The following is an 18,603-nucleotide window of genomic DNA, read 5'->3' on the forward strand; positions in this document are numbered from 1 at the left end:
CCCGGGCGCGGGGCCGTGTACACGGTCCCGCGCCCTCGACGTTCCGGAATGCGAACGATTCGCAGTTGCGCTAAGCTGAAATCCTTATTGTTACTGATTCTCATTATGACTGGAACCGAGGTGGCCGTTGAGGCGCTCACGTACCGCTCCTGCGGTGGCCGGCCTGGCCGCCGCGGCGCTGTTGCTGTCCGGCTGCTCGGCTGCCGGCGAGGAGAGCGACGCCGGGAGCAAACTGAGCGTGGTCGCTTCAACCAATGTCTACGGCGATCTGGCCCGCACGGTCGGCGGTGACCACGTGGAGGTTACCGCCATCATCGACCGGATGGCGCAGGACCCGCACTCCTACGAAGCAACGGCCCGGGACAAACTGGCGATCTCGAATGCCGATCTGCTGCTGGAAAACGGCGGGGGCTACGACACTTTCATGCACACGCTGGCGGACGAAACGGGCGTGAACCACGACTACATTCTGACCGCGGTGGCACTGTCGCCGTTGCCCGGAGCCGAGGACGCGGAGGCGGCTCACCCGGCCGAGGGCGGTGCAGGCCACACGGCCGGCGGCGAGTCGGACCATGCTGAGGACGGCGGTGCGGACCACACGTCCGGCGGCGGGCCGGGCCATGCTGGCCACAGCCATGGCGGCTTCAACGAACATGTCTGGTACGACCTGCCGACCATGGGCGCCGTTGCGGACGCCATTGCGGAGAAGCTCTCCGTATTGGAGCCCGAGCAGGCCGAAACCTTCAGCGCCAATGCCGAACGGTTCCATTCCGGGCTGGACAGGCTACAAGCCGAGGTGGATGACCTCGCCGCATCAACCGCAGGGGAGGCGGTGGCTGCCACGGATCCGGTGCCGCTCCACTTTTTCGATGCGCTGGGACTGGAAAACAAGACCCCGGCCGGCTTTATGGAGGCGGCAGAGGAAGGCTCAGATGCAGCCCCCGCAGCCCTGAGGGAAACCGAGGAACTCATTACCGGCGGGTCGGTCCGGTTCGTGGCCTACAACGAGCAGACCGAAGGTCCCCAGACACAGCGTCTCCGCCAGTTGGCGGAGAAGGCAGGCATCGACGTCGTCAATTTCACCGAGACCCTGCCGGAAGGCCAGGATTACCTGACCTGGATGGCGGCGAACCTGGCTTCGGTAGATAAGGCGCTGCGCGGGTGAGCGGGGACCGCCCCGGGGCGTGGTCAACTGAGGCTTTCCAGGCCGGACGCCGGTTTTGCACCCGCGTCCCCCTTCCGCGCACAGCTGGAAAGCTCCAGGGAATGCTGCCATGAACGCCGCCGTCCGCCTGCAGGGTGCCTCGCTGTCTTTCGGCCAGCGCGTGCTGTGGCACGATCTGGACCTCACCATCAAGCCGGGGGAGTTTTTCGCGGTGCTCGGTCCCAACGGGTCCGGCAAGACCAGTTTCCTGCGCGTCTTGCTGGGCCTGCAGCCGCTGAGCCACGGCACGGCCGAGGTCAATGGACGGCCGCTGCAACGCGGCAGCCGGGACATCGGCTACATTCCCCAGCAAAAGTCGTTCGCACCGGAGACTCCGCTGCGCGCCCGCGATCTGGTGGGTTTGGGTCTGGACGGGCACCGGTGGGGCGTCCGGCTGAACACCCGCAGGCACCGCCAGCGGGTGGACGAACTGCTGCAGATGGTGGGTGCCTCCGGCTACGCCGACGCACCGGTAGGCCAGTTGTCCGGTGGCGAGCAGCAGCGGCTGCGGGCGGCCCAGGCGCTGGCCTCGGACCCGCAGGTGCTGCTGTGCGACGAGCCGTTGCTCTCGCTGGACCTGCACCACCAGCAGGCCGTGAGCTCGCTGATCAACCGGCAATGCCATGAAAAGAACAGCGCCGTCGTCTTCGTCACGCACGAAATCAACCCCATCATCGACTATGTGGACCGCGTGCTGTACCTGGCCGGCGGCCAGTTCCGGGTGGGCGCCCCGGAAGAGGTTATGACCACCGAAATGCTGTCGAACATGTACAACAGCCACGTCGAAGTGATCCACAACCAGGGCCGGATCGTCGTGGTGGGACTGCCGGATGCCACCACCCACCGCCACGGCGAGGAGGTGTAGCCATGGACGCGTCGGAACTGCTGAACGCAGTCTTCAATTTCAACGACTACGGTGAGTTGCTGCCGCTGGTGCGCAACTCCTTGATTGCCGGCGCCGTCCTGGGACTGGTCGGCGGACTGATCGGCGTGTTCGTGATGATGCGCGACCTGGCGTTTGCCGTGCACGGTATTGCCGAGCTCTCCTTCGCCGGGGCGGCGTTCGCCCTGCTGATCGGCGCCAATGTGGTGTTCGGGTCCTTGGCGGGGTCGGTGATCGCCGCCGTCGTCCTGGGCACGCTGGGCATGCGCGCCCGGGACCGGAATTCGATCACCGGCGTGATCATGTCCTTCGGGCTGGGCCTGGGCATCCTGTTCTTGTCCCTCTACGAAGGCCGCTCGGCAAACAAGTTCGGCCTGCTGACCGGGCAGATCGTGTCCGTGGACACCGTGCAGCTGAACCTGTTGACTGCCGGTTCCGCCGTCGTCATCCTGGGGCTCCTGGCCATCTGGCGGCCGCTGACCTTTGCCAGCGCCGATCCGGATCTGGCCGAGGCCCGGGGCGTGCCGGTGGGTGCGCTGGCGATCGTGTTCATGTTCCTGCTGGGGCTGGCGGTGGCGCTGTCCATCCAGGTGGTCGGCGCCCTGCTGGTGCTATCCCTGGTGATCACGCCCGCGGCCGCCGCGCTCCGGGTGAGCAGTTCGCCCCGGGTGGTGGTGCTGCTGAGCGTGCTGTTTGCCGTGGCTGCAGTCGTTGGCGGGATTCTGCTGGCCCTGGGCGGCAGCCTGCCGATCAGCCCCTACGTCACCACGATCTCGTTCCTGATCTACGTGGTCTGCCGGCTGGCCGGAACCCGGCGGCAGCGCCGCGGCAGGGTGGGCCGGCGCGAGGTGGCCACTGTGAAGGTCACCGCCGGCTGAGAACTGCTACCCGGCGGCGGCGCTGCACTCCGGGCACAGCCCGTACATCTCCACGGTGTGCGCGACCTGCGTGAAGCCGTGCTCACGCGCCATCCGGGCGGCCCACTGTTCCACCGCCGGGGCTTCGATTTCCACGGTCTTCCCGCAGTTCCGGCAGAGCAGATGATGGTGGTGGTGTTCGACGGCGCAGCGCCGGTAGACGGCCTCGCCCTCGCCGCTGCGCATCACGTCCACTTGCCCGTCGTCGGCCATGGCCTGCAGGATCCGGTAGGTGGTGGCCAGTGACACGGAATCGCCGCGGTCCTGCACCAGCCGGTGCAACTCCTGCGTGCTGACGAAGTCCTCCAGGCTGTCCAAGGCGGCAGCCACGGCCAGTCGTTGGCGGGTCACTCGCTGTTCCGAACCGCGGCGCTGCGCCTGCGGTTTCGCTGACGGGACGGACATGTCCGCTTCGGCTCCTTGCTGTTGATACCGGGCACCCGTAGGTGCCTCCCAGCGTACCAGCAGGGCCGATTTTGGCCCCGTCCCGGCCCGCTCATGGCCGGAGTCACCGGCTGCCCATACCGCGCACTCCAGGGCGCCGCTAGGGTGGGTTTCATGCAGCTGACAAAGTTCACCCACGCCTGCGTCCGGCTCAAAGCGGACGGCCACATTTTGGTGATTGACCCCGGAAACTTCTCGGAAGTGGACCAGGCCCTCGACGGGGCTTCCACGGTTTTGGTCACCCACGAGCACGCGGACCACATCGACCGGGACCGGGTGGCCGGCGTGCTGGCCGAGGCCGGCGACCTGCAGTTGTACGCCCCGGCCGGTGTCGCCGCCGACCTCCGGGCGCTGGTTCCGGAAGCATCGGAACGGATTCACACCGCCGAACCGGAGACGCAGTTTGAGGTGCCGGGGTTCCGGATCCGGACCTTCGGCGGACAGCATGCGCTGATCCACGCGCACATTCCGGTGGTCGCGAACATCGGCTACGTCATCAACGACAGCCTGTACCACCCGGGCGATTCCTTCATCGTGCCGCACGGGCTGACGGTGAAGCATGTGCTGGTGCCCATCCATGCACCCTGGTCCAAAACTGCCGAGGTGATCGACTTCGTGACCGCCATGCGCGCCGAGCGGGCCTACCCCATCCACGATGCCGGGCTCAGTGACCGTGGCCTGCCGCTGGTGGAAAAGCACGTGGAACGGATCGGCGGCCATTACGGCACTGTTTACCGGCACCTGTCGCCGGGGGACAGCGTGGAGCTGGCCTGACAGCCGGGACGCTTGGCCCGATACCTGCTGCTGTGATGGACTGTCCGGACACCGGCGGGCAACGACGCCCGCCAGCAGTCAGGAGGAGATCTCATGAGGACTCTGATGGACGTGCAGGCACTGCGCAAACGGATGACCTCCGGACAGCGCACCGTACTGCTCGATGTCCGCTGGAAACTCGGCGACGACGCCGGCCACGACCACTACCGGCAGGCCCACATCCCGGGCGCCATCTACGTTGACCTGCCTTCGCAACTGGCCTCCGCTCCGTCCGCGAATGCCGGGCGCCACCCCCTGCCGGAGCCGGAGTCCTTCCGCGAGGCGGCGCGGGACTGGGGCATCAATAACGGCGACGTGGTGGTGGCATACGACGACAACGGCGGCATGTCGGCGGCCCGGGGATGGTGGCTGCTGCGCGACGGCGGCTTCGACTCCGTCTATTTGCTCGACGGCGGGCTGGCTGCCTGGCGCGCTGCAGGGTATGAACTGGACAGCGGCGACGAACTGGCTTGCCTGGGCAATGTTGAACTTGGCAGCGGCAGAATGCCCAGGCTGGAGCTCGACCAGGTGCTGGATTTCGCCCGCTCTTCGCTGTTGCTCGATGCCCGCGCAGCGGAGCGCTACCGCGGCGAACTGGAGCCGGTGGACCCGCGTGCCGGCCATATTCCCGGCGCAGTGAACGCACCGACGACGGAAAACCTTGCCCCGGACGGTCATTTCCTGCCACCGGCTGACCTCGCGGTTCGATTCAAGGAACTGGGCACCGACGGAAGGACCGTGGCCGTCTACTGCGGCTCCGGCATCACCGCCGCGCACCAGATCGCGGCGCTTGCCCAGGCAGGCATCGACGCTGCCTTGTTTCCTGGCTCCTGGTCCCAGTGGAGCGGACATCCGGACCTGCCGGTGGCAACGGGAGCGGCGCCTTAGGCACCCTGACCGCGGCGGCGCGTGTCCTTCGGTGGTGGCGCGTGTCCTTCGGCAGCAGCGCGTGCCCTTCGGCGGCGGCGCGTTCCGCCGCGCCCAGAGGCCCCAGCGGCAGCGCGCCGTACGCCGTCGTGCCCAAAGAGTCACAGACGGCGTGCCCCGGTGGCATGGCGGAGCAGCAAACGGTAGCGTCGGGCGCATGACACTTGGCCGTCCGGCACCGCCGCCACTGGGGAAACCGTTTTCGCCTGATCAGGAGCAGCAGGCCTCCGCCACGCTGGAGCAGCGGGCGCCCGCAGCCGAGGACCGGCAGACAGCGAGGAGCAGCATGAACACGGCCGCAGCCTACGGAGTGGAGGCGCCCGGTTCCGGCATGGTCCCGCTGCACATCGCCCGCCGGGCCGCGGGGCCGCACGATGTGGAAATCGCCGTCGCTTTCTGCGGCCTCTGCCACTCGGATGTCCACACCGTTCGCGGCGAGTGGAGCGAGATTCCCTACCCATTGGTGCCTGGCCACGAGATCGTGGGCAGGGTCACCGCCATCGGCCAAGACGTGACCCTGCATGCGGTCGGCGACCTGGTGGGCGTTGGCTGCATGGTGGACTCCTGCCGTGACTGCAGTGCCTGCAGCGATGGACTCGAACAGTACTGCGATAAAGGTGCAGTCGGCACGTACGGTGCCCGCGACCGGCACCACGGCGGCGAGGTGACGCAGGGCGGTTACGCAACATCCGTCGTCGTCGATCAGGACTTTGTGCTGCGGATACCGCCCGAGCTGGACCCGGCCGCGGCGGCCCCGCTGTTGTGCGCCGGCATCACCACGTACTCACCCATGCGCTACTTCGGCGTGGAAGCCGGCGACTCCGTGGGCGTGGTGGGCCTGGGCGGGCTGGGACACATGGCGGTCAAACTGGCCAAGGCCATGGGGGCCTCGGTGACGGTCTTCACCAGTTCGCCCGACAAGTCGGACTCGGCCCGGGCATTGGGTGCCGACCACGTGGTGGTGACCGGCGACGCCGAAGCGCTCGCTGCCGTCCGTCGCAGCCTGGACCTGGTCATCGATACGGTGGCCGCTGCCCACGATCTGGCTCCCTACCTGCGGGCAATCCGGCGCGACGGTGCGCTGATCCAGCTGGGTGTACCGCCTGAGCCGATGCCACCGGTTCCTGTCAGCCTGCTGATGCGCGACCGTATTGCCTATGGTGCCTCGAAGATCGGCGGCATCGCCGAGACGCAGGAGATGCTGGATTTTTGCGCCGAACACGGCATCACGGCCGACATCGAACTGGTCCGCGCGCAGGACCTTGACCAGGCCTTCGACCGCATGGTGGCCGGCGACGTCGCCTACCGCTTTGTCCTTGACATCGCCTCGCTGACGGATTGAGCCGCCGGCCGGAGATTGTTGGACGGGCCGGACACCGCGCCGGCCGACCGCCCGCAGCCTGCTGACCGGACAGATGACGGACCGCTGACTGAAAACCAGCCGGCCCCGCTGAACGGCGGGCCGGCCGCACCAAAGCACTGGATCCCGAGTGGTTTCCTGACGGAACCCCCGGACTGAGAAGGAAGAGGGACATGAGCACACTGTTCACCAAGATCATCGACGGCGAGATTCCGGGCCGCTTCGTCTGGAAGGACGACGACGTGGTGGCGTTCCTGAGCATCGGCCCGCTCGCGGACGGTCATGCGTTGGTGGTGCCGCGGCAGGAAGTGGACCGCTGGACCGACGCCCCGGCCGACCTGCTGCAGAAACTCACCGCGGTCGCCCAGACCATCGGCAAAGCGCAGGTGGAAGCGTTCGGCGCCGCCCGTGCAGGCCTCATCATCGCCGGATTTGAGGTGAACCACCTGCACCTGCACGTGTGGCCCTCCAACTCCGAGGCCGAGTTTGACTTCAAGCGCGCCCGGCAGAACCCCGATCCGGACGTGATGGAGGAATCGGCCAAGCGCCTCCGCGCCGCGCTGCGCGAGGCCGGCCACGGGGAGTTTGTCCCCGCTGACTGACCCGGAACCGCCACTTCCTGCCGCGCAGTTCCCGAGGCCTGTCGTCGAAGTCCCCGCCCGGCTTTGAGGACAGGGTCAATAACCCCTGTCTTGGCAGCCACACCCTGTCCTGGTGCCGAGGTCAGGGTCAGCGGGCGACGACTTGGCAGCCGGCCCCTGTCCTCGCCGCGGTGACACGGACGGCGTGCCGTATGTCAGCGGGCCAGGGCCTCGTTCAGGGCCGTGCGGATGCGCTTTTCGGACACGGAATACGCAGTTCCGAGCTCCTGCGCGAAGAAGCTGATCCGGAGTTCCTCCAGCATCCAGCGGACCCGGTCCAGCCCCGCACCGTCCAGGCCGCCGGGCTTCAGTGCCGCCCGGGCGTCGTCGTACTCGTCCTCCAGCCGCTGCACCACGGCCATGTGCTGGCTGTCCCGGCCCACTGCCGTGGGGAGTTTTTGCAGCCGGCGTTCAATCCCCTCCAAATAGCGGGGCAGCTGGCTGAGCTGGGCATAGCCGGTGGCGGCCACAAAGCCGGGGTAGACCAGCTGCTCCAGCTGGCTTTTGATGTCGGAGAGCGGGCTGATCAGGGCCAGGCTGGCGTTGGACTTCAACTCCTTCTGGATCCGCCGGGTGCTGGAGAGGATTTTCTCCACGATGGCGGTCACGGTGAACACCGTGTCGATCAGCTCCGCGCGGACCTGTTCGTACAGGGCGTCGAACCCGGCCTGGGTGAACGGCAGCTCGGCAGGCACCAGCTTGTCCACCGCTGCCTGCGTGCAGTCGTCGATCAGCGACGCCACCGAACCGTGTGGGTTCTGCGTGAAGGTCAGTTTCTCCGTGTTGTTCAGGTGGTCCAGCACGTACCGCTGCGGCGAGGGCACCCGCAGCACCAGCAGCCGGATGATGCCCGAGCGCATGGCCGCCTGTTGGCTGGCGGGTGTCTGGTAGACGCGGACGCCGACCGTTGTCCCTTCGTCCACCAGCGCCGGATAACCGGTGACCGTGTGGCCGGCCACCTCGCGCTTGACCTCGCGGGGGAGGTCTCCGCCGGGCCAAGCGGTGAGGCCGCTGCGTTCCTGGACGCCTCCGGCGGAGGGCCCGGAAGCGCCCGACGGCGGTGCTCCGGCACCGGGGGCGGCGGTCGCGGCGGTTCCGGCACCGGGGGCTGCGGTGGCCGGGGCGGCCTCCGCCAGGGCACCCTGCCTGCCACCGCGCTGCTTGCCGGAGGCATTCCGTCCCTTTCCCGGGGAGGGCTGGGCAGTCTTGGGAGTTGCGCCCAGGGACTCGGCGATGGCCCGCCGGTTGGCTGCCGCCAGTTCCTGCTGCAACCGCGCCAAATCCTTGCCTTCGTCCAACACCGTGCCTTTCCCGTCCACCACTTGGAAGGTCATCCGCAGGTGCGCAGGCACACTGTCCCAATTCCAGGAGCCGGGCGGGATGATGTGGCCCTTCAGCCGGCGCAGCACCAGTTCCAGCGATGGCTCCAGCTCGTCCTCGGCGGGGTCGAAGTCTTGGGCCAGCGCGGCTGCTGCGGTCCGCGCGACGTCGGGGGCCGGGACAAAGTTCTTCCGTACCTGCTTTGGCAACGACTTGATCAGCGCCGTCACCAGCTCCACCCGCAGGCCGGGTATCTGCCAGCGGAAGGGGGCTTCGTCCAACTGGTTCAGGAACAGCACCGGTACGTGAACGGTGACGCCGTCGGAGGGGTCCGGGGTCCCGCCCGGTGCTACCGGCGAGAATTCGTAGCTTAGCGGCAGGTCGAAGGCCCCTTGCTGCCAGACCTTCGGGAAGGCCGAGGTGTCCAGTTCCTCGGCGTCTGTAGCCAGCACGGCGTCCGGATCGAAGTCCAGCAGTGCAGGGTTCTCGGCGCGGGCATCCTTCCACCACTTGTCGAAATGCCGTTCGGAAACCACGTCGGGGCCGATGCGCTGGTCGTAGAACTCAAACAGCGTTTCGTCGTCCACGCGCAGGTCGCGGCGTCGCATCCTGGTTTCCAGTTCCTCAACCTCGGCCAGCAGCTTGCGGTTGCGGTGGAAGAACTTGTGGTGGGTACGCCAGTCGCCCTCCACCAAGGCATGCCGGATGAAGAGTTCACGGCTGAGTTCGCGGTCGATCCGGCCGTACTGGATCCGCCGCTGCGGAACAATCGGCACCCCGTACAGCGTGACCTTCTCGTAGGCCATCACCGAGCCCATTTTCCTGGACCAATGAGGCTCTGAGTAGGTGCGCTTGCACAGCTGGGGTGCGATCTCTTCCGCCCAGGCCGGATCAAACCTGGCTGCCACCCGGGCCCACAGCCGGGAGGTTTCCACCAACTCGGCCGCCATGACCCAGTCCGGCGACTTCTTGAACAGGGCCGAGCCGGGGAAGATGGCGAACCGCGTGCCCCGGGCGCCGGCGTACTCGCGTTTGCGTTCCTCGTACAGGCCAATATGGCTGAGCAGACCTGCCAGCAGCGCTTTGTGGATGTCCTCGTGCCTGCCCACCGGGTCCACATCCCGCCCCGATCCCAGGGTGATGCCCAGCGGCTTGGCCAGCTGGCGCAGCTGCGCGAACAAATCCTGCCACTCGCGGACCCGCAGGTAGTTGATGAATTCCGTCCGGCACAGTTTGCGGAACTGCGTGGAAGAGAGCTCCTGCTGTTTCTCCTGCAGGTATCGCCACAGGTTCAGGATGCCGGTGAAGTCGGACTTCTCGTCCACGAAGCGCTTGTGCTTTTCGGTGGCCCGCTGCTGTTGGTCGGTGGGACGTTCCCGTGGGTCCTGGATGGTCAGCGCCGCGGCCAGCACCATCACCTCGCGCACGCACCCGCGCTCGCCGGCCTCCACAATCATGCGGCCCAGCCGCGGGTCCACCGGCAGCAGTGCCAGTTTGCGCCCGACGGCGGTGAGCCCGGTTTTCGGCGCCGGTCCGGCTTTGGTGCCGGGTTCGGGCAGCGCGCCGAGCTCGCGCAGGAGAGTGACGCCGTCGTTGATGGCGCGGCTTTCGGGCGGCTCAACGAAGGGAAACGCTTCGATGTCCTGGGGACCTCGGGCCACCCCCATGGCGGTCATCTGCAGGATGACGGCTGCCAGGTTGGTGCGCAGGATCTCGGGGTCGGTGAATTCCGGCCGGGAGTCGTAGTCCTCTTCGGCATACAGCCGAATGGCAATGCCGTCGCTGACGCGGCCGCACCGGCCCGAGCGCTGGTTGGCCGACGCCTGGGAGATCCGTTCAATCGGCAGGCGCTGGACCTTGGTGCGGTGCGAATAACGGGAGATGCGCGCTGTGCCGGTGTCGATCACGTACTTGATGCCCGGAACGGTCAGCGACGTTTCGGCCACATTGGTGGCCAGCACAATGCGGCGCTGGCTGCCGGGGGAGAAGACGCGGTGCTGCTCCGCCAGCGAGAGCCGGGCATACAGCGGCAGGATCTGGGTGCCGGCCAGCCGCCGGTTGGTCTTGGTCCTGGCGGCAAGTGCGTCCGCGGCGTCACGGATCTCGCGCTCGCCGGAAAAGAAGATCAGGATGTCGCCCGGAGCTTCCAGGGACAGTTCATCCACCGCGTCGCAGACCGCGTCCAGCGGGTCGCGGTCTTCCTCCAGCTCGTCCGCGTCCGGGTTGTCGGCGTCGGTAGCCGCCGGCTGGTTCAAGGGACGGTACCGGATCTCCACCGGGTAGGTGCGGCCGGAAACCTCGATGACCGGTGCCGGCCGGTCCTCGCTGCCGAAGTGCCGGGCAAACCTCTCCGGATCAATCGTGGCGGAGGTAATGATGATCTTCAGGTCGGGGCGCTTGGGCAGGATCTGCTTGAGATAGCCCAGGATGAAGTCGATGTTCAGGCTGCGCTCGTGTGCCTCATCAATGATGATGGTGCTGTACTTCTTCAACAGCTTGTCGTGTTGGATTTCGGCCAGCAGGATGCCGTCGGTCATCAGCTTGATCTGCGTGTCCCGGCTGACTTCACCGGTGAAGCGGACCTGGAAGCCGACTTCCTGCCCGATCTTCACGTCCAGTTCTTCGGCGATGCGCTCGGCCACCGTCCGGGCAGCGAGCCGCCGGGGCTGGGTATGGCCGATCAGCCCCTTCTCACCGAGGCCGAGCTCTAGGCACATTTTGGGGATCTGGGTGGTCTTGCCGGAGCCGGTTTCCCCGGCGATGACGGTCACCTGGTGAGCGGCGATGGCCGCCATGATGTCCTCGCGCCGCTCTGAAACCGGCAGGGCCGCGGGATACGTGATGTTCACAGCCATGATTGACCACAGTCTATCGGCTGGACCACCTGTCCCGGACCGGGCCGGTGGGGAGCCCAGGCCCGCCGAAGCCCGTGGACGAAAATAACTATCCGGCGACATCCGGGTGCAATTTGTCCTGTCGGTGAGACGTATCTCATATGGTTGTCCTGACCCCGCGGTTCTGATTAGACATTGTGACTCCGTTCACAGGTAAGATCCTCAGGACACTTCCGCAGGGTTGCCTGCCACAACTGCGGGCGCCGACGACGACGCCGCGTGTGGCGGACTGCTCAGCCGCGCCGGGGAGGGGCGGTCAGGCGGAAATGTGCCGGACTATCCGGCACGTGATGGACACTCGAAAGGAACATCGTGAAGAAACGCTCGACCAAGTTCGGCCTCGGTGCCGGGCTGCTGGCCACCGCCCTGTTCGTGTCCGCGTGCGGCAACTCGGGATCGACCGAGGGCAGCGCCGCGGAAGAAGGTACCGAATCCGTAAAAATCGGCATCAGCCAGATCGTCTCGCATCCGTCCCTCGATGCGGCCCGTGAGGGATTCAAGAAGGCGCTGGCCGACAACGGCTACGTCGAGGGCGAGACCGTCACCTACGACGAGCAGAACGCGCAGGGCGACCAGGGCACTGCTACCTCGATCGCCGGCAAGTTCGCCAGCGATAAGAAGGACCTGATCCTGGCCATCGCCACGCCCACCGCCCAGGCGGCGGTCCAGGCCATCGCGGACACCCCGATCCTCTTCACCGCAGTCACCGATCCGGAGTCCGCTTCCCTGGTGGAAAGCATGGACGCACCGGGGTCCAACGTCACCGGTACCTCCGACCGCAACCCGGTTGAGGAGCAGCTGGCCCTGGTCAAGGAACTGAACCCGGACGCGAAGTCCGTGGGCATTGTCTACTCCTCGGGCGAGGTCAACTCCACCGTGCAGGTGGAATGGGCCAAGGAAGCGGCGAAGGAACTGGGCCTGGAAATCAAGGAAGCTGCCATCTCCACCTCGGGTGAAGTCCAGCAGGCTGCGCAGTCGCTCGACGTCGACGCGTTCTACGTCCCGACCGACAACGCCGTCGTATCTGCGCTGGAGTCGTTGATCCAGGTGGCCGAATCCAAGAAGATCCTCACCATTGCTGCCGAAGGCGACTCGGTGAAGCGCGGCACGGTTGCCACCTACGGCATCAACTACGAAAAGCTGGGCTACCAGACCGGTGAGATGGCCGTGAAGATCCTCAAGGGCGAGGCCGAGCCGGCGTCGATGCCGGTGGAGACCCAGACCGAACTGGAACTCTACGTGAACACCGCTGCTGCCAAGCGGACCGGCATCACCTTGCCCGACGGCTTCGCCGACAAGGCCAAGGCTGACCACGTCTTCAAGTAAATCCGAAGGCACTTCCAGCTCGAGCTGATGAAGTCCGCAGTCCATCCGGCGGCCGGCTACCCCCGCCGCCGGATGGACCCCAAGAGAGAAACCAAGGTCCTTTACCTATGATTACCGCGGTTGAGCTTGGGCTGATCTACGCGATCATGGCCCTGGGGGTCTATCTGACCTTCCGTATCCTCGATTTTCCCGACCTCACGGTCGACGGCAGTTTCACCACCGGTGCCGGAGTTGCCGCCATCAGCATCATCAACGGCATGCCGCCGGTCACGGCCACGGTGCTGGCCTTCATCGCCGGCATGGCTGCCGGCACGGTCACCGGCCTGTTGCACACCAAGGGCAAGATCAACGGCCTGTTGGCCGGCATCCTGACAATGATTGCCCTGTATTCCATCAACCTGCGCATCATGGGCAAGGCCAATCTGCCGCTGCTGCGCGAAGACACCCTGATTACCCCGCTGCGTGAGGCGGGCATGCTCGGCGGGATCGGCGCCATCGCCATCTTCCTGCTGGTCGCGCTGGTGGTGAAGGTGATCATGGACTGGTTCCTGCACACCGATATCGGACTGGCCATGCAGGCGACCGGCGACAACGAACAAATGATCCGCAGTTTCGGCGTCAGCACGGACAACCAGAAGATCCTGGGCCTGGCGCTGTCCAACGGCCTGGTGGCCCTCTGCGGCGCTTTCATCGCCCAGTACCAGGGTTTCGCCGACATCGGCATGGGCATCGGCTTGATTTTGGCCGGCCTGGCCTCGGTGATCATCGGCCAGGCGATCTTCGGCACACGCCTGATCTGGATCGCCACCTCGGCCGTGGTGCTCGGCTCGGTGCTGTACCGCGTGGTCATCCAGTTGGCCCTGCAGGCAGGCCTGCAGCCCAACGACATGAAGCTGATCTCTGCCGTGCTGGTGGTCCTTGCGCTGGTGCTGCCGCAGTGGAAGGTCTTCCGGCGCGTGGGCGGTCTCGGGAAAATGAAAAAGTCCCTGACGGGAGCGAAGGGTTGACATGCTGGATATCAAGAACGTTCACAAAACCTTCTTCGCGGGAACCGTCAATGAGCGCGTCGCATTGCAGGAGATCAACCTCTCCCTGACCGCCGGCGAATTTGTCACGGTGATCGGCAGCAACGGCGCCGGCAAATCGACCATCCTGAACATCACGTCGGGCAAACTGCGCCCGGACACCGGCACGGTGAGCATCGACGGCAAGGACGTCACCAAGCTGGCGGACCACCAGCGGGCGCGTTTCATCGGCAGGGTTTTCCAGGATCCGATGGCGGGCACCTCGCCCGAGATGACCATCGAACAGAACATGTCCATTGCGTATGAACGTGGCAAGCGCCGCGGCCTGCGCCCCGGCGTGACGCGGAAAAAGCGCGAGTTTTTCAAGGAAGAGCTGCGTTCGCTGGAGCTGGGGCTGGAGAACCGGCTCAAGGCCAAGGTGGGCCTGCTCTCCGGCGGCCAGCGGCAGGCGCTGTCGCTGCTGATGGCCACGTTCAGCAGCCCGAAAATCCTGCTGCTGGACGAGCACACCGCCGCGCTGGACCCGCAGCGGGCGGAGCTGGTCAGCCGGCTGACGGCGGAGGTGGTGGCCCGGCACCGTCTGACCACGTTGATGGTGACCCACAATATGGAGCAGGCGCTGCGGCTGGGCACCCGGCTGATCATGATGCATGAGGGCCGGATCATCCTCGACTTGGACCAGGAGCAGAAGCAGAAGGCCACCGTGCCGGACCTGCTCCATGAGTTCGAGAAGATCAAGGGCGTGGTGGACGACCGCACCATGCTCCAGTAGCGCGGCGCGCCCAGGGCAGGACGACGGCGGCAGTCCCACCTCAAGCGGGTGGGGCGGCCGCCGTTTCCGTGCCGGCGGCGGCGGCCAGCCGGCCGGCGAGCTCGGCGGCGCGTTGCCGGATCGCCGCGGGCTCCAGAATTTCGAACGCGAAGCCGGTGGCGGCCAGCTCCACCAGGGGGTAGTCCAGCGAGTCGTAACCCGCGCGCAGCAAGGTGGCTCCGCCGCCGTCGTCGGTCAGGACGGCGATGTTGGGCGGGATCATTTCCGCGACGGCGTGCAACGGTGCGTGGATCCGGGCCACCACGTCAAACCGGTACGGGGACCGGGTGATCGACTGCTGGACGTAAGCGGCCAGATCCGGCTGCGGAAGCTGCCGCGCTGCAAAGCGTTCACGGGCCGTGGGAACCGATTCGAAGCGATCCACCCGGAACGTGCGCCAGCCCTGCCGGCCGGTATCGTAGGCCACCAGATACCAGCGTCGGCCGGTGTCGACCAACCGGTAGGGTTCGGCCAGCCGGCGGGCGGAGTCGCCGTCAGCCTTGGCATAGCGGAAGCCGATCACCCGCCGCTCGGCGATGGCGGTGGAAATTCCGGTCAACACCTCAGGGTTGACCGCGGCGGTGGGGCCGGCCAGCGTGACCACGGCATTCTTCAGGGTGGAGAATTTGGGGCGGAGCCGGGAGGGCAGTACCTGCTCCAGCTTGGTCAGCGCCCGCAGTGACGCCTCCCCGACGCCGGCCACCGGGCTGGCCGTCACTGCGCTGAGGCCCAGCGCCACGGCCAGGGCTTCGTCGTCGTCAAGCAGCAGCGGCGGAAGCTGTGCTCCGGCACCCAGTTGGTAGCCGCCGGCCACACCGGGGGAGGCGTTGATGGGATATCCAAGATTGCGCAGCTTGCCGATATCGCGGCGCACCGTGCGTTCGGTGACACTCATCCGCTCGGCCAGGGCAGAGCCGGTCCACTCCCGGCGCATCTGGAGCAGTGAGAGCAGCTGCAGCAGCCGCGCGGACGTTTCAAGCATGAACCACCTGCCGTCACTGCCGGAGCGAGGGATCGCCCGCGGGCGCCGGCATCCCCGGCGGGTAGGCCCAATCTACCCCCGAACCAGGACAAGAACTGTCCGGAATGCCGCTTTTCGGCCGTGACTGTGCCTGTCGGACGCCAGCGCTAGTTGGCAAGGCTCTGGCCAAGGGCTGTCCGCCCCGCCATGATGGACCCCAAGGCTCCTGACCTACGGAGCCACCGTTGGGTGGGAGCGGACATGTCCTTCAATGCAGCCGAGGAGCTGGTCGAGCAACTTTCCTGGCATTGGGATGCACAGGCAAGGCCGCGGCTGGAGGGCCTGACCGACGAAGAGTACTTCTGGGAGCCGGCCGAGGGCTGCTGGAATGTCCGCCACCGTGGCACCAGCAGCGCACCCATGGCCGTGGGCGGCGGTGACTTCACCATCGACTTCGCACTTCCGGAACCGGTACCGCCGCCCGTGACCACGGTTGCCTGGCGGCTGGGCCACGTGTTGGTGGGAGTGCTCGGCAGCCGGAACGCCTCCCACTTCGGCGGACCGCCGGTGGAGTACGACTCGTTCGACTATCCGTCCACTGCTGCCGGGGCGCTGAAGTTGCTGGACGACTACTATGCCCGCTGGACTGCCAACGTCAGGACGCTGGGGGACGACGGACTGGCAGCGCCCTGCGGTCCCGCCGAGGGAGCCTTTGCCGAGCGGTCCATGGGGACACTGGTGCTGCACATCAATCGGGAAATGATCCACCATCTGGCCGAGGTTGCGCTGTTGCGGGATCTGTTCGCCCACCGCCAATAGGCAGCGCACTGAGCGCTCCAGTTCGGAAGACTGCCCTGTGAGCCGGCCTGTAAGCCGGCCCTGCGAGGGCGGTGCGGGCGGAATGGCCAGGTCAGACCAGCCGGACCAGCTCGGTGTATGGGCGGCTCGGCGCGGAGCCGGCGGTCCAGTCGGCCTGCGAGCGTTCCAGCGGAGTGTTGCCCCGGCCGTCCCGGAGGATCAGCCGGAGGGTGCTGACGATGACGAGGAGTGCCAACGCGGTAATCACAAGAAGTTCCATGGCTTCATAGTGATCCTGCGCGGGCGGAAAAAAGAGTGGCAGAAACGACCATAAAGCATAAAAAACTGCCATACTGGAGGCATGCTCAAAACAGTGGCCGTCGTGGTGCTTCCCGGGGCTTCGCCGTTCGAATTCGGGGTGGTCTGCGAGGTGTTCGGGATCGACCGGACCGACCGCGGCACCGGCGTCCCGGCGTTCGACTTCAGGATCTGTACTCCTGAGCCCGGCATCGTCAACAGCAAGGTGGGCTTTTCCCTCAATGTCCCGCTCGGACTGGAGGCCGCAGCCGACGCCGACCTGGTGGTGGTGTCGCCCTACCAGCGGATGGACCATGTCCCCGAGGAGCTCACGCGCACGCTGCAAGCGGCCCATGCCCGCGGCGCCTGGGTATTGTCCGTCTGCTCGGCGGCCTTCGTGCTGGCGGAAGCCGGACTGCTGGACGGCCGGCGGGCCACCACTCACTGGCAGTACTCCCACCAGCTGGCTGCCGAATATCCGCGGATCGACGTCGACGAGAACGTGCTCTACGTGGAGGACGCCCGCATCATCACCAGTGCCGGGACGGCCGCGGGCATCGATGCCTGCCTGCACTTGGTCAGGACTGAACTCGGGGCCTCGGTGGCTGCCGCCATCGCGCGGGACATGGTGGTGCCGCCGCACCGGGCAGGGGGCCAGGCGCAGTATATCGACCGGCCCATGTCGCTGGCGGGCTGCCATACTCTCAAGGACCTGCTGACGTGGCTGGCCGAGAACCTTGCCCAGGATGTGACGGTTGCCCAGCTGGCCGAGAGGGTGCACATGTCCGAGCGCACCTTCGCCCGCCGGTTCCGGGCCGAAACCGGTGCCACGCCGGCGGCCTGGATCAACGCCCAACGTGTCCTGCGCGCACAGGAGCTGCTGGAGGAATCGGACCTGAATGTTGAAGAAATTGCACGCGTGACCGGTTTTGGTCAGGCGGTGCTGCTGCGCCATCATTTCGCCAAATCCGTTGGCGTGAGCCCCGCGTCCTACCGCCGCACCTTCCGCGGCAGCGGCGGCCATGCCGGTGCCCCGCAGCCGGCAGTCAGCGCGGCCCGGTAGCACTGTTTCTCCACAGACCGGCACCAGGTGGCCTTGTGTGCCGACTCTGATGCCTGCACAATCATCAGTGTGCTTAGTAGTGCTGGCAGAGATGGCCGGTACGGCCGGTCATCAGGCGGGCGCCGCACGCGAATAAAGGAGATCCATGATGAGTTCAGCCGCAGACGGGGCCAGCAGCCCCAGGCAACGACGTAATGAAGTGGTAGCAGCAGAGAGACGCCAGTTCGGCGGGATCAAGTGGGGCTCGGCATTCTTTGGTTGGATTGCCGCCACCGGGATCGGGGTCATCCTGACGGCGCTGGCAGCAGCCATCGGCACCGGCGTGGGGATCGCCCAGAAGGCCGACCCGGGCCAGGTGGCCGGGCAAGCGTCCCAAAACCTGGGCACGGTCGGGATTGTGGGCGGGATCATTCTGGCCGTCATCTTGTTCGTGTCGTACTTCTGCGGCGGATATGTGGCAGGGCGGATGGCCCGGTTCGACGGGGTCAAGCAGGGTGTGGCGGTTTGGCTGTGGGCGATCGTGGTTGCCATTGTCCTGGCTGTTTTGGGACTGGTGGCCGGCAGCCAGTTCAACGTGCTGAGCAGCCTGAACAGCTTTCCCCGGATTCCCCTCGATGAAGGGGCGCTGTCGACCGGCGGCATCGTCTTTCTCATCGCCGCTGCCTTGGTCTCGCTCGCCGGTGCCATTCTTGGCGGCAGGTCCGGAATGAGCTTCCACCGCAAAGTGGACCAGGTTGGCGTGGACCGCCGTCTCGACGGGCCGGGAGTTGTTGACGAGTGACGCGTGGCCGGCGGCCGGCCCTGTGAGTTAAGGCGGCAGGCCCCTGTGCGTTAAAGAAGAGAATCCCCGGCCACCCGGCCGGGGATTCTCCCATTACTGCTTCCTTGGTGCCCTCGATAGGATTCGAACCTACGGCCT

17 protein-coding genes are annotated in these 18,603 nt (G+C 66.5%); 13 read left to right on the forward strand and 4 right to left on the reverse strand.

Going from position 1 to position 18,603, the window contains the following annotated elements; all coding sequences use genetic code 11:
- The first annotated feature begins 127 nt into the window (after positions 1-127).
- The 3 genes from AC5RWT_RS24755 (at position 128) to AC5RWT_RS24765 (ending at position 2,965) form a co-directional block, all read left to right on the forward strand.
- On the forward strand, positions 128-1,165 hold the full coding sequence (locus tag AC5RWT_RS24755; protein ID WP_494082500.1) for a metal ABC transporter solute-binding protein, Zn/Mn family: 1,038 nt from the start codon (positions 128-130) through the stop codon (positions 1,163-1,165).
- Between the two features lie 109 nt (positions 1,166-1,274).
- Positions 1,275-2,069 carry a metal ABC transporter ATP-binding protein gene (locus tag AC5RWT_RS24760; RefSeq protein ID WP_494082501.1) on the forward strand — a complete coding sequence of 265 codons (795 nt, stop codon included), beginning with the start codon at positions 1,275-1,277 and terminating at the stop codon, positions 2,067-2,069.
- A gap of 2 nt (positions 2,070-2,071) precedes the next feature.
- Positions 2,072-2,965: a metal ABC transporter permease gene (locus tag AC5RWT_RS24765; protein WP_494082502.1), complete on the forward strand. Its 894-nt coding sequence runs from the start codon at positions 2,072-2,074 to the stop codon at positions 2,963-2,965.
- 6 nt (positions 2,966-2,971) lie between these two features.
- Here AC5RWT_RS24765 and AC5RWT_RS24770 read toward each other — a convergent pair whose 3' ends face one another.
- The gene (locus AC5RWT_RS24770; protein ID WP_494082503.1) at positions 2,972-3,409 is read right to left on the reverse strand and encodes a Fur family transcriptional regulator; all 438 of its coding nucleotides are present in this window, start codon (positions 3,407-3,409) and stop codon (positions 2,972-2,974) included.
- 153 nt (positions 3,410-3,562) lie between these two features.
- Here AC5RWT_RS24770 and AC5RWT_RS24775 point away from each other — a divergent pair, with 153 nt between their 5' ends.
- From AC5RWT_RS24775 to AC5RWT_RS24790, 4 genes are all read left to right on the forward strand, one after another.
- Positions 3,563-4,222, forward strand: a complete 660-nt coding sequence (locus AC5RWT_RS24775; RefSeq protein ID WP_494082504.1) for an MBL fold metallo-hydrolase — start codon at positions 3,563-3,565, stop codon at positions 4,220-4,222.
- A gap of 93 nt (positions 4,223-4,315) precedes the next feature.
- Positions 4,316-5,149, forward strand: coding sequence for a sulfurtransferase (locus AC5RWT_RS24780; RefSeq protein WP_494082505.1), 834 nt, complete (start codon positions 4,316-4,318; stop codon positions 5,147-5,149).
- Between the two features lie 196 nt (positions 5,150-5,345).
- Complete coding sequence (locus AC5RWT_RS24785) at positions 5,346-6,530, forward strand: NAD(P)-dependent alcohol dehydrogenase (protein WP_494082506.1); 1,185 nt, start codon at positions 5,346-5,348, stop codon at positions 6,528-6,530.
- 191 nt (positions 6,531-6,721) lie between these two features.
- On the forward strand, positions 6,722-7,150 hold the full coding sequence (locus AC5RWT_RS24790) for an HIT family protein (RefSeq protein WP_494082507.1): 429 nt from the start codon (positions 6,722-6,724) through the stop codon (positions 7,148-7,150).
- Positions 7,151-7,344: 194 nt separating this feature from the next.
- Here AC5RWT_RS24790 and hrpA read toward each other — a convergent pair whose 3' ends face one another.
- A complete protein-coding gene (gene hrpA, locus AC5RWT_RS24795; protein WP_494082508.1) occupies positions 7,345-11,364 on the reverse strand; it encodes an ATP-dependent RNA helicase HrpA in 4,020 nt (1,339 codons plus the stop codon).
- 348 nt (positions 11,365-11,712) lie between these two features.
- Here hrpA and AC5RWT_RS24800 point away from each other — a divergent pair, with 348 nt between their 5' ends.
- The 3 genes from AC5RWT_RS24800 (at position 11,713) to AC5RWT_RS24810 (ending at position 14,526) form a co-directional block, all read left to right on the forward strand.
- The gene (locus AC5RWT_RS24800) at positions 11,713-12,729 is read left to right on the forward strand and encodes an ABC transporter substrate-binding protein (protein ID WP_494082515.1); all 1,017 of its coding nucleotides are present in this window, start codon (positions 11,713-11,715) and stop codon (positions 12,727-12,729) included.
- Positions 12,730-12,836: 107 nt separating this feature from the next.
- Complete coding sequence (locus AC5RWT_RS24805) at positions 12,837-13,736, forward strand: ABC transporter permease (RefSeq protein WP_494082509.1); 900 nt, start codon at positions 12,837-12,839, stop codon at positions 13,734-13,736.
- A 1-nt stretch (position 13,737) separates the two neighbouring features.
- Positions 13,738-14,526 carry an ABC transporter ATP-binding protein gene (locus AC5RWT_RS24810; protein WP_493966179.1) on the forward strand — a complete coding sequence of 263 codons (789 nt, stop codon included), beginning with the start codon at positions 13,738-13,740 and terminating at the stop codon, positions 14,524-14,526.
- Positions 14,527-14,566: 40 nt separating this feature from the next.
- On the opposite strand, the gene AC5RWT_RS24815 is transcribed toward AC5RWT_RS24810, so the two are convergent.
- The gene (locus AC5RWT_RS24815) at positions 14,567-15,547 is read right to left on the reverse strand and encodes a helix-turn-helix transcriptional regulator (protein WP_494082510.1); all 981 of its coding nucleotides are present in this window, start codon (positions 15,545-15,547) and stop codon (positions 14,567-14,569) included.
- 240 nt (positions 15,548-15,787) lie between these two features.
- Here AC5RWT_RS24815 and AC5RWT_RS24820 point away from each other — a divergent pair, with 240 nt between their 5' ends.
- The gene (locus AC5RWT_RS24820) at positions 15,788-16,345 is read left to right on the forward strand and encodes a DinB family protein (protein WP_494082511.1); all 558 of its coding nucleotides are present in this window, start codon (positions 15,788-15,790) and stop codon (positions 16,343-16,345) included.
- A 91-nt stretch (positions 16,346-16,436) separates the two neighbouring features.
- Here AC5RWT_RS24820 and AC5RWT_RS24825 read toward each other — a convergent pair whose 3' ends face one another.
- Positions 16,437-16,604, reverse strand: a complete 168-nt coding sequence (locus AC5RWT_RS24825) for a hypothetical protein (RefSeq protein ID WP_494082512.1) — start codon at positions 16,602-16,604, stop codon at positions 16,437-16,439.
- 81 nt (positions 16,605-16,685) lie between these two features.
- On the opposite strand from AC5RWT_RS24825, the gene AC5RWT_RS24830 reads away from it, so the two are divergent.
- Complete coding sequence (locus AC5RWT_RS24830; RefSeq protein WP_494082513.1) at positions 16,686-17,684, forward strand: GlxA family transcriptional regulator; 999 nt, start codon at positions 16,686-16,688, stop codon at positions 17,682-17,684.
- 148 nt (positions 17,685-17,832) lie between these two features.
- On the forward strand, positions 17,833-18,465 hold the full coding sequence (locus AC5RWT_RS24835; protein ID WP_494082514.1) for a hypothetical protein: 633 nt from the start codon (positions 17,833-17,835) through the stop codon (positions 18,463-18,465).
- The last annotated feature ends 138 nt before the right edge of the window (positions 18,466-18,603 follow it).

The organism is Arthrobacter sp. Dra40 (assembly GCF_059091905.1).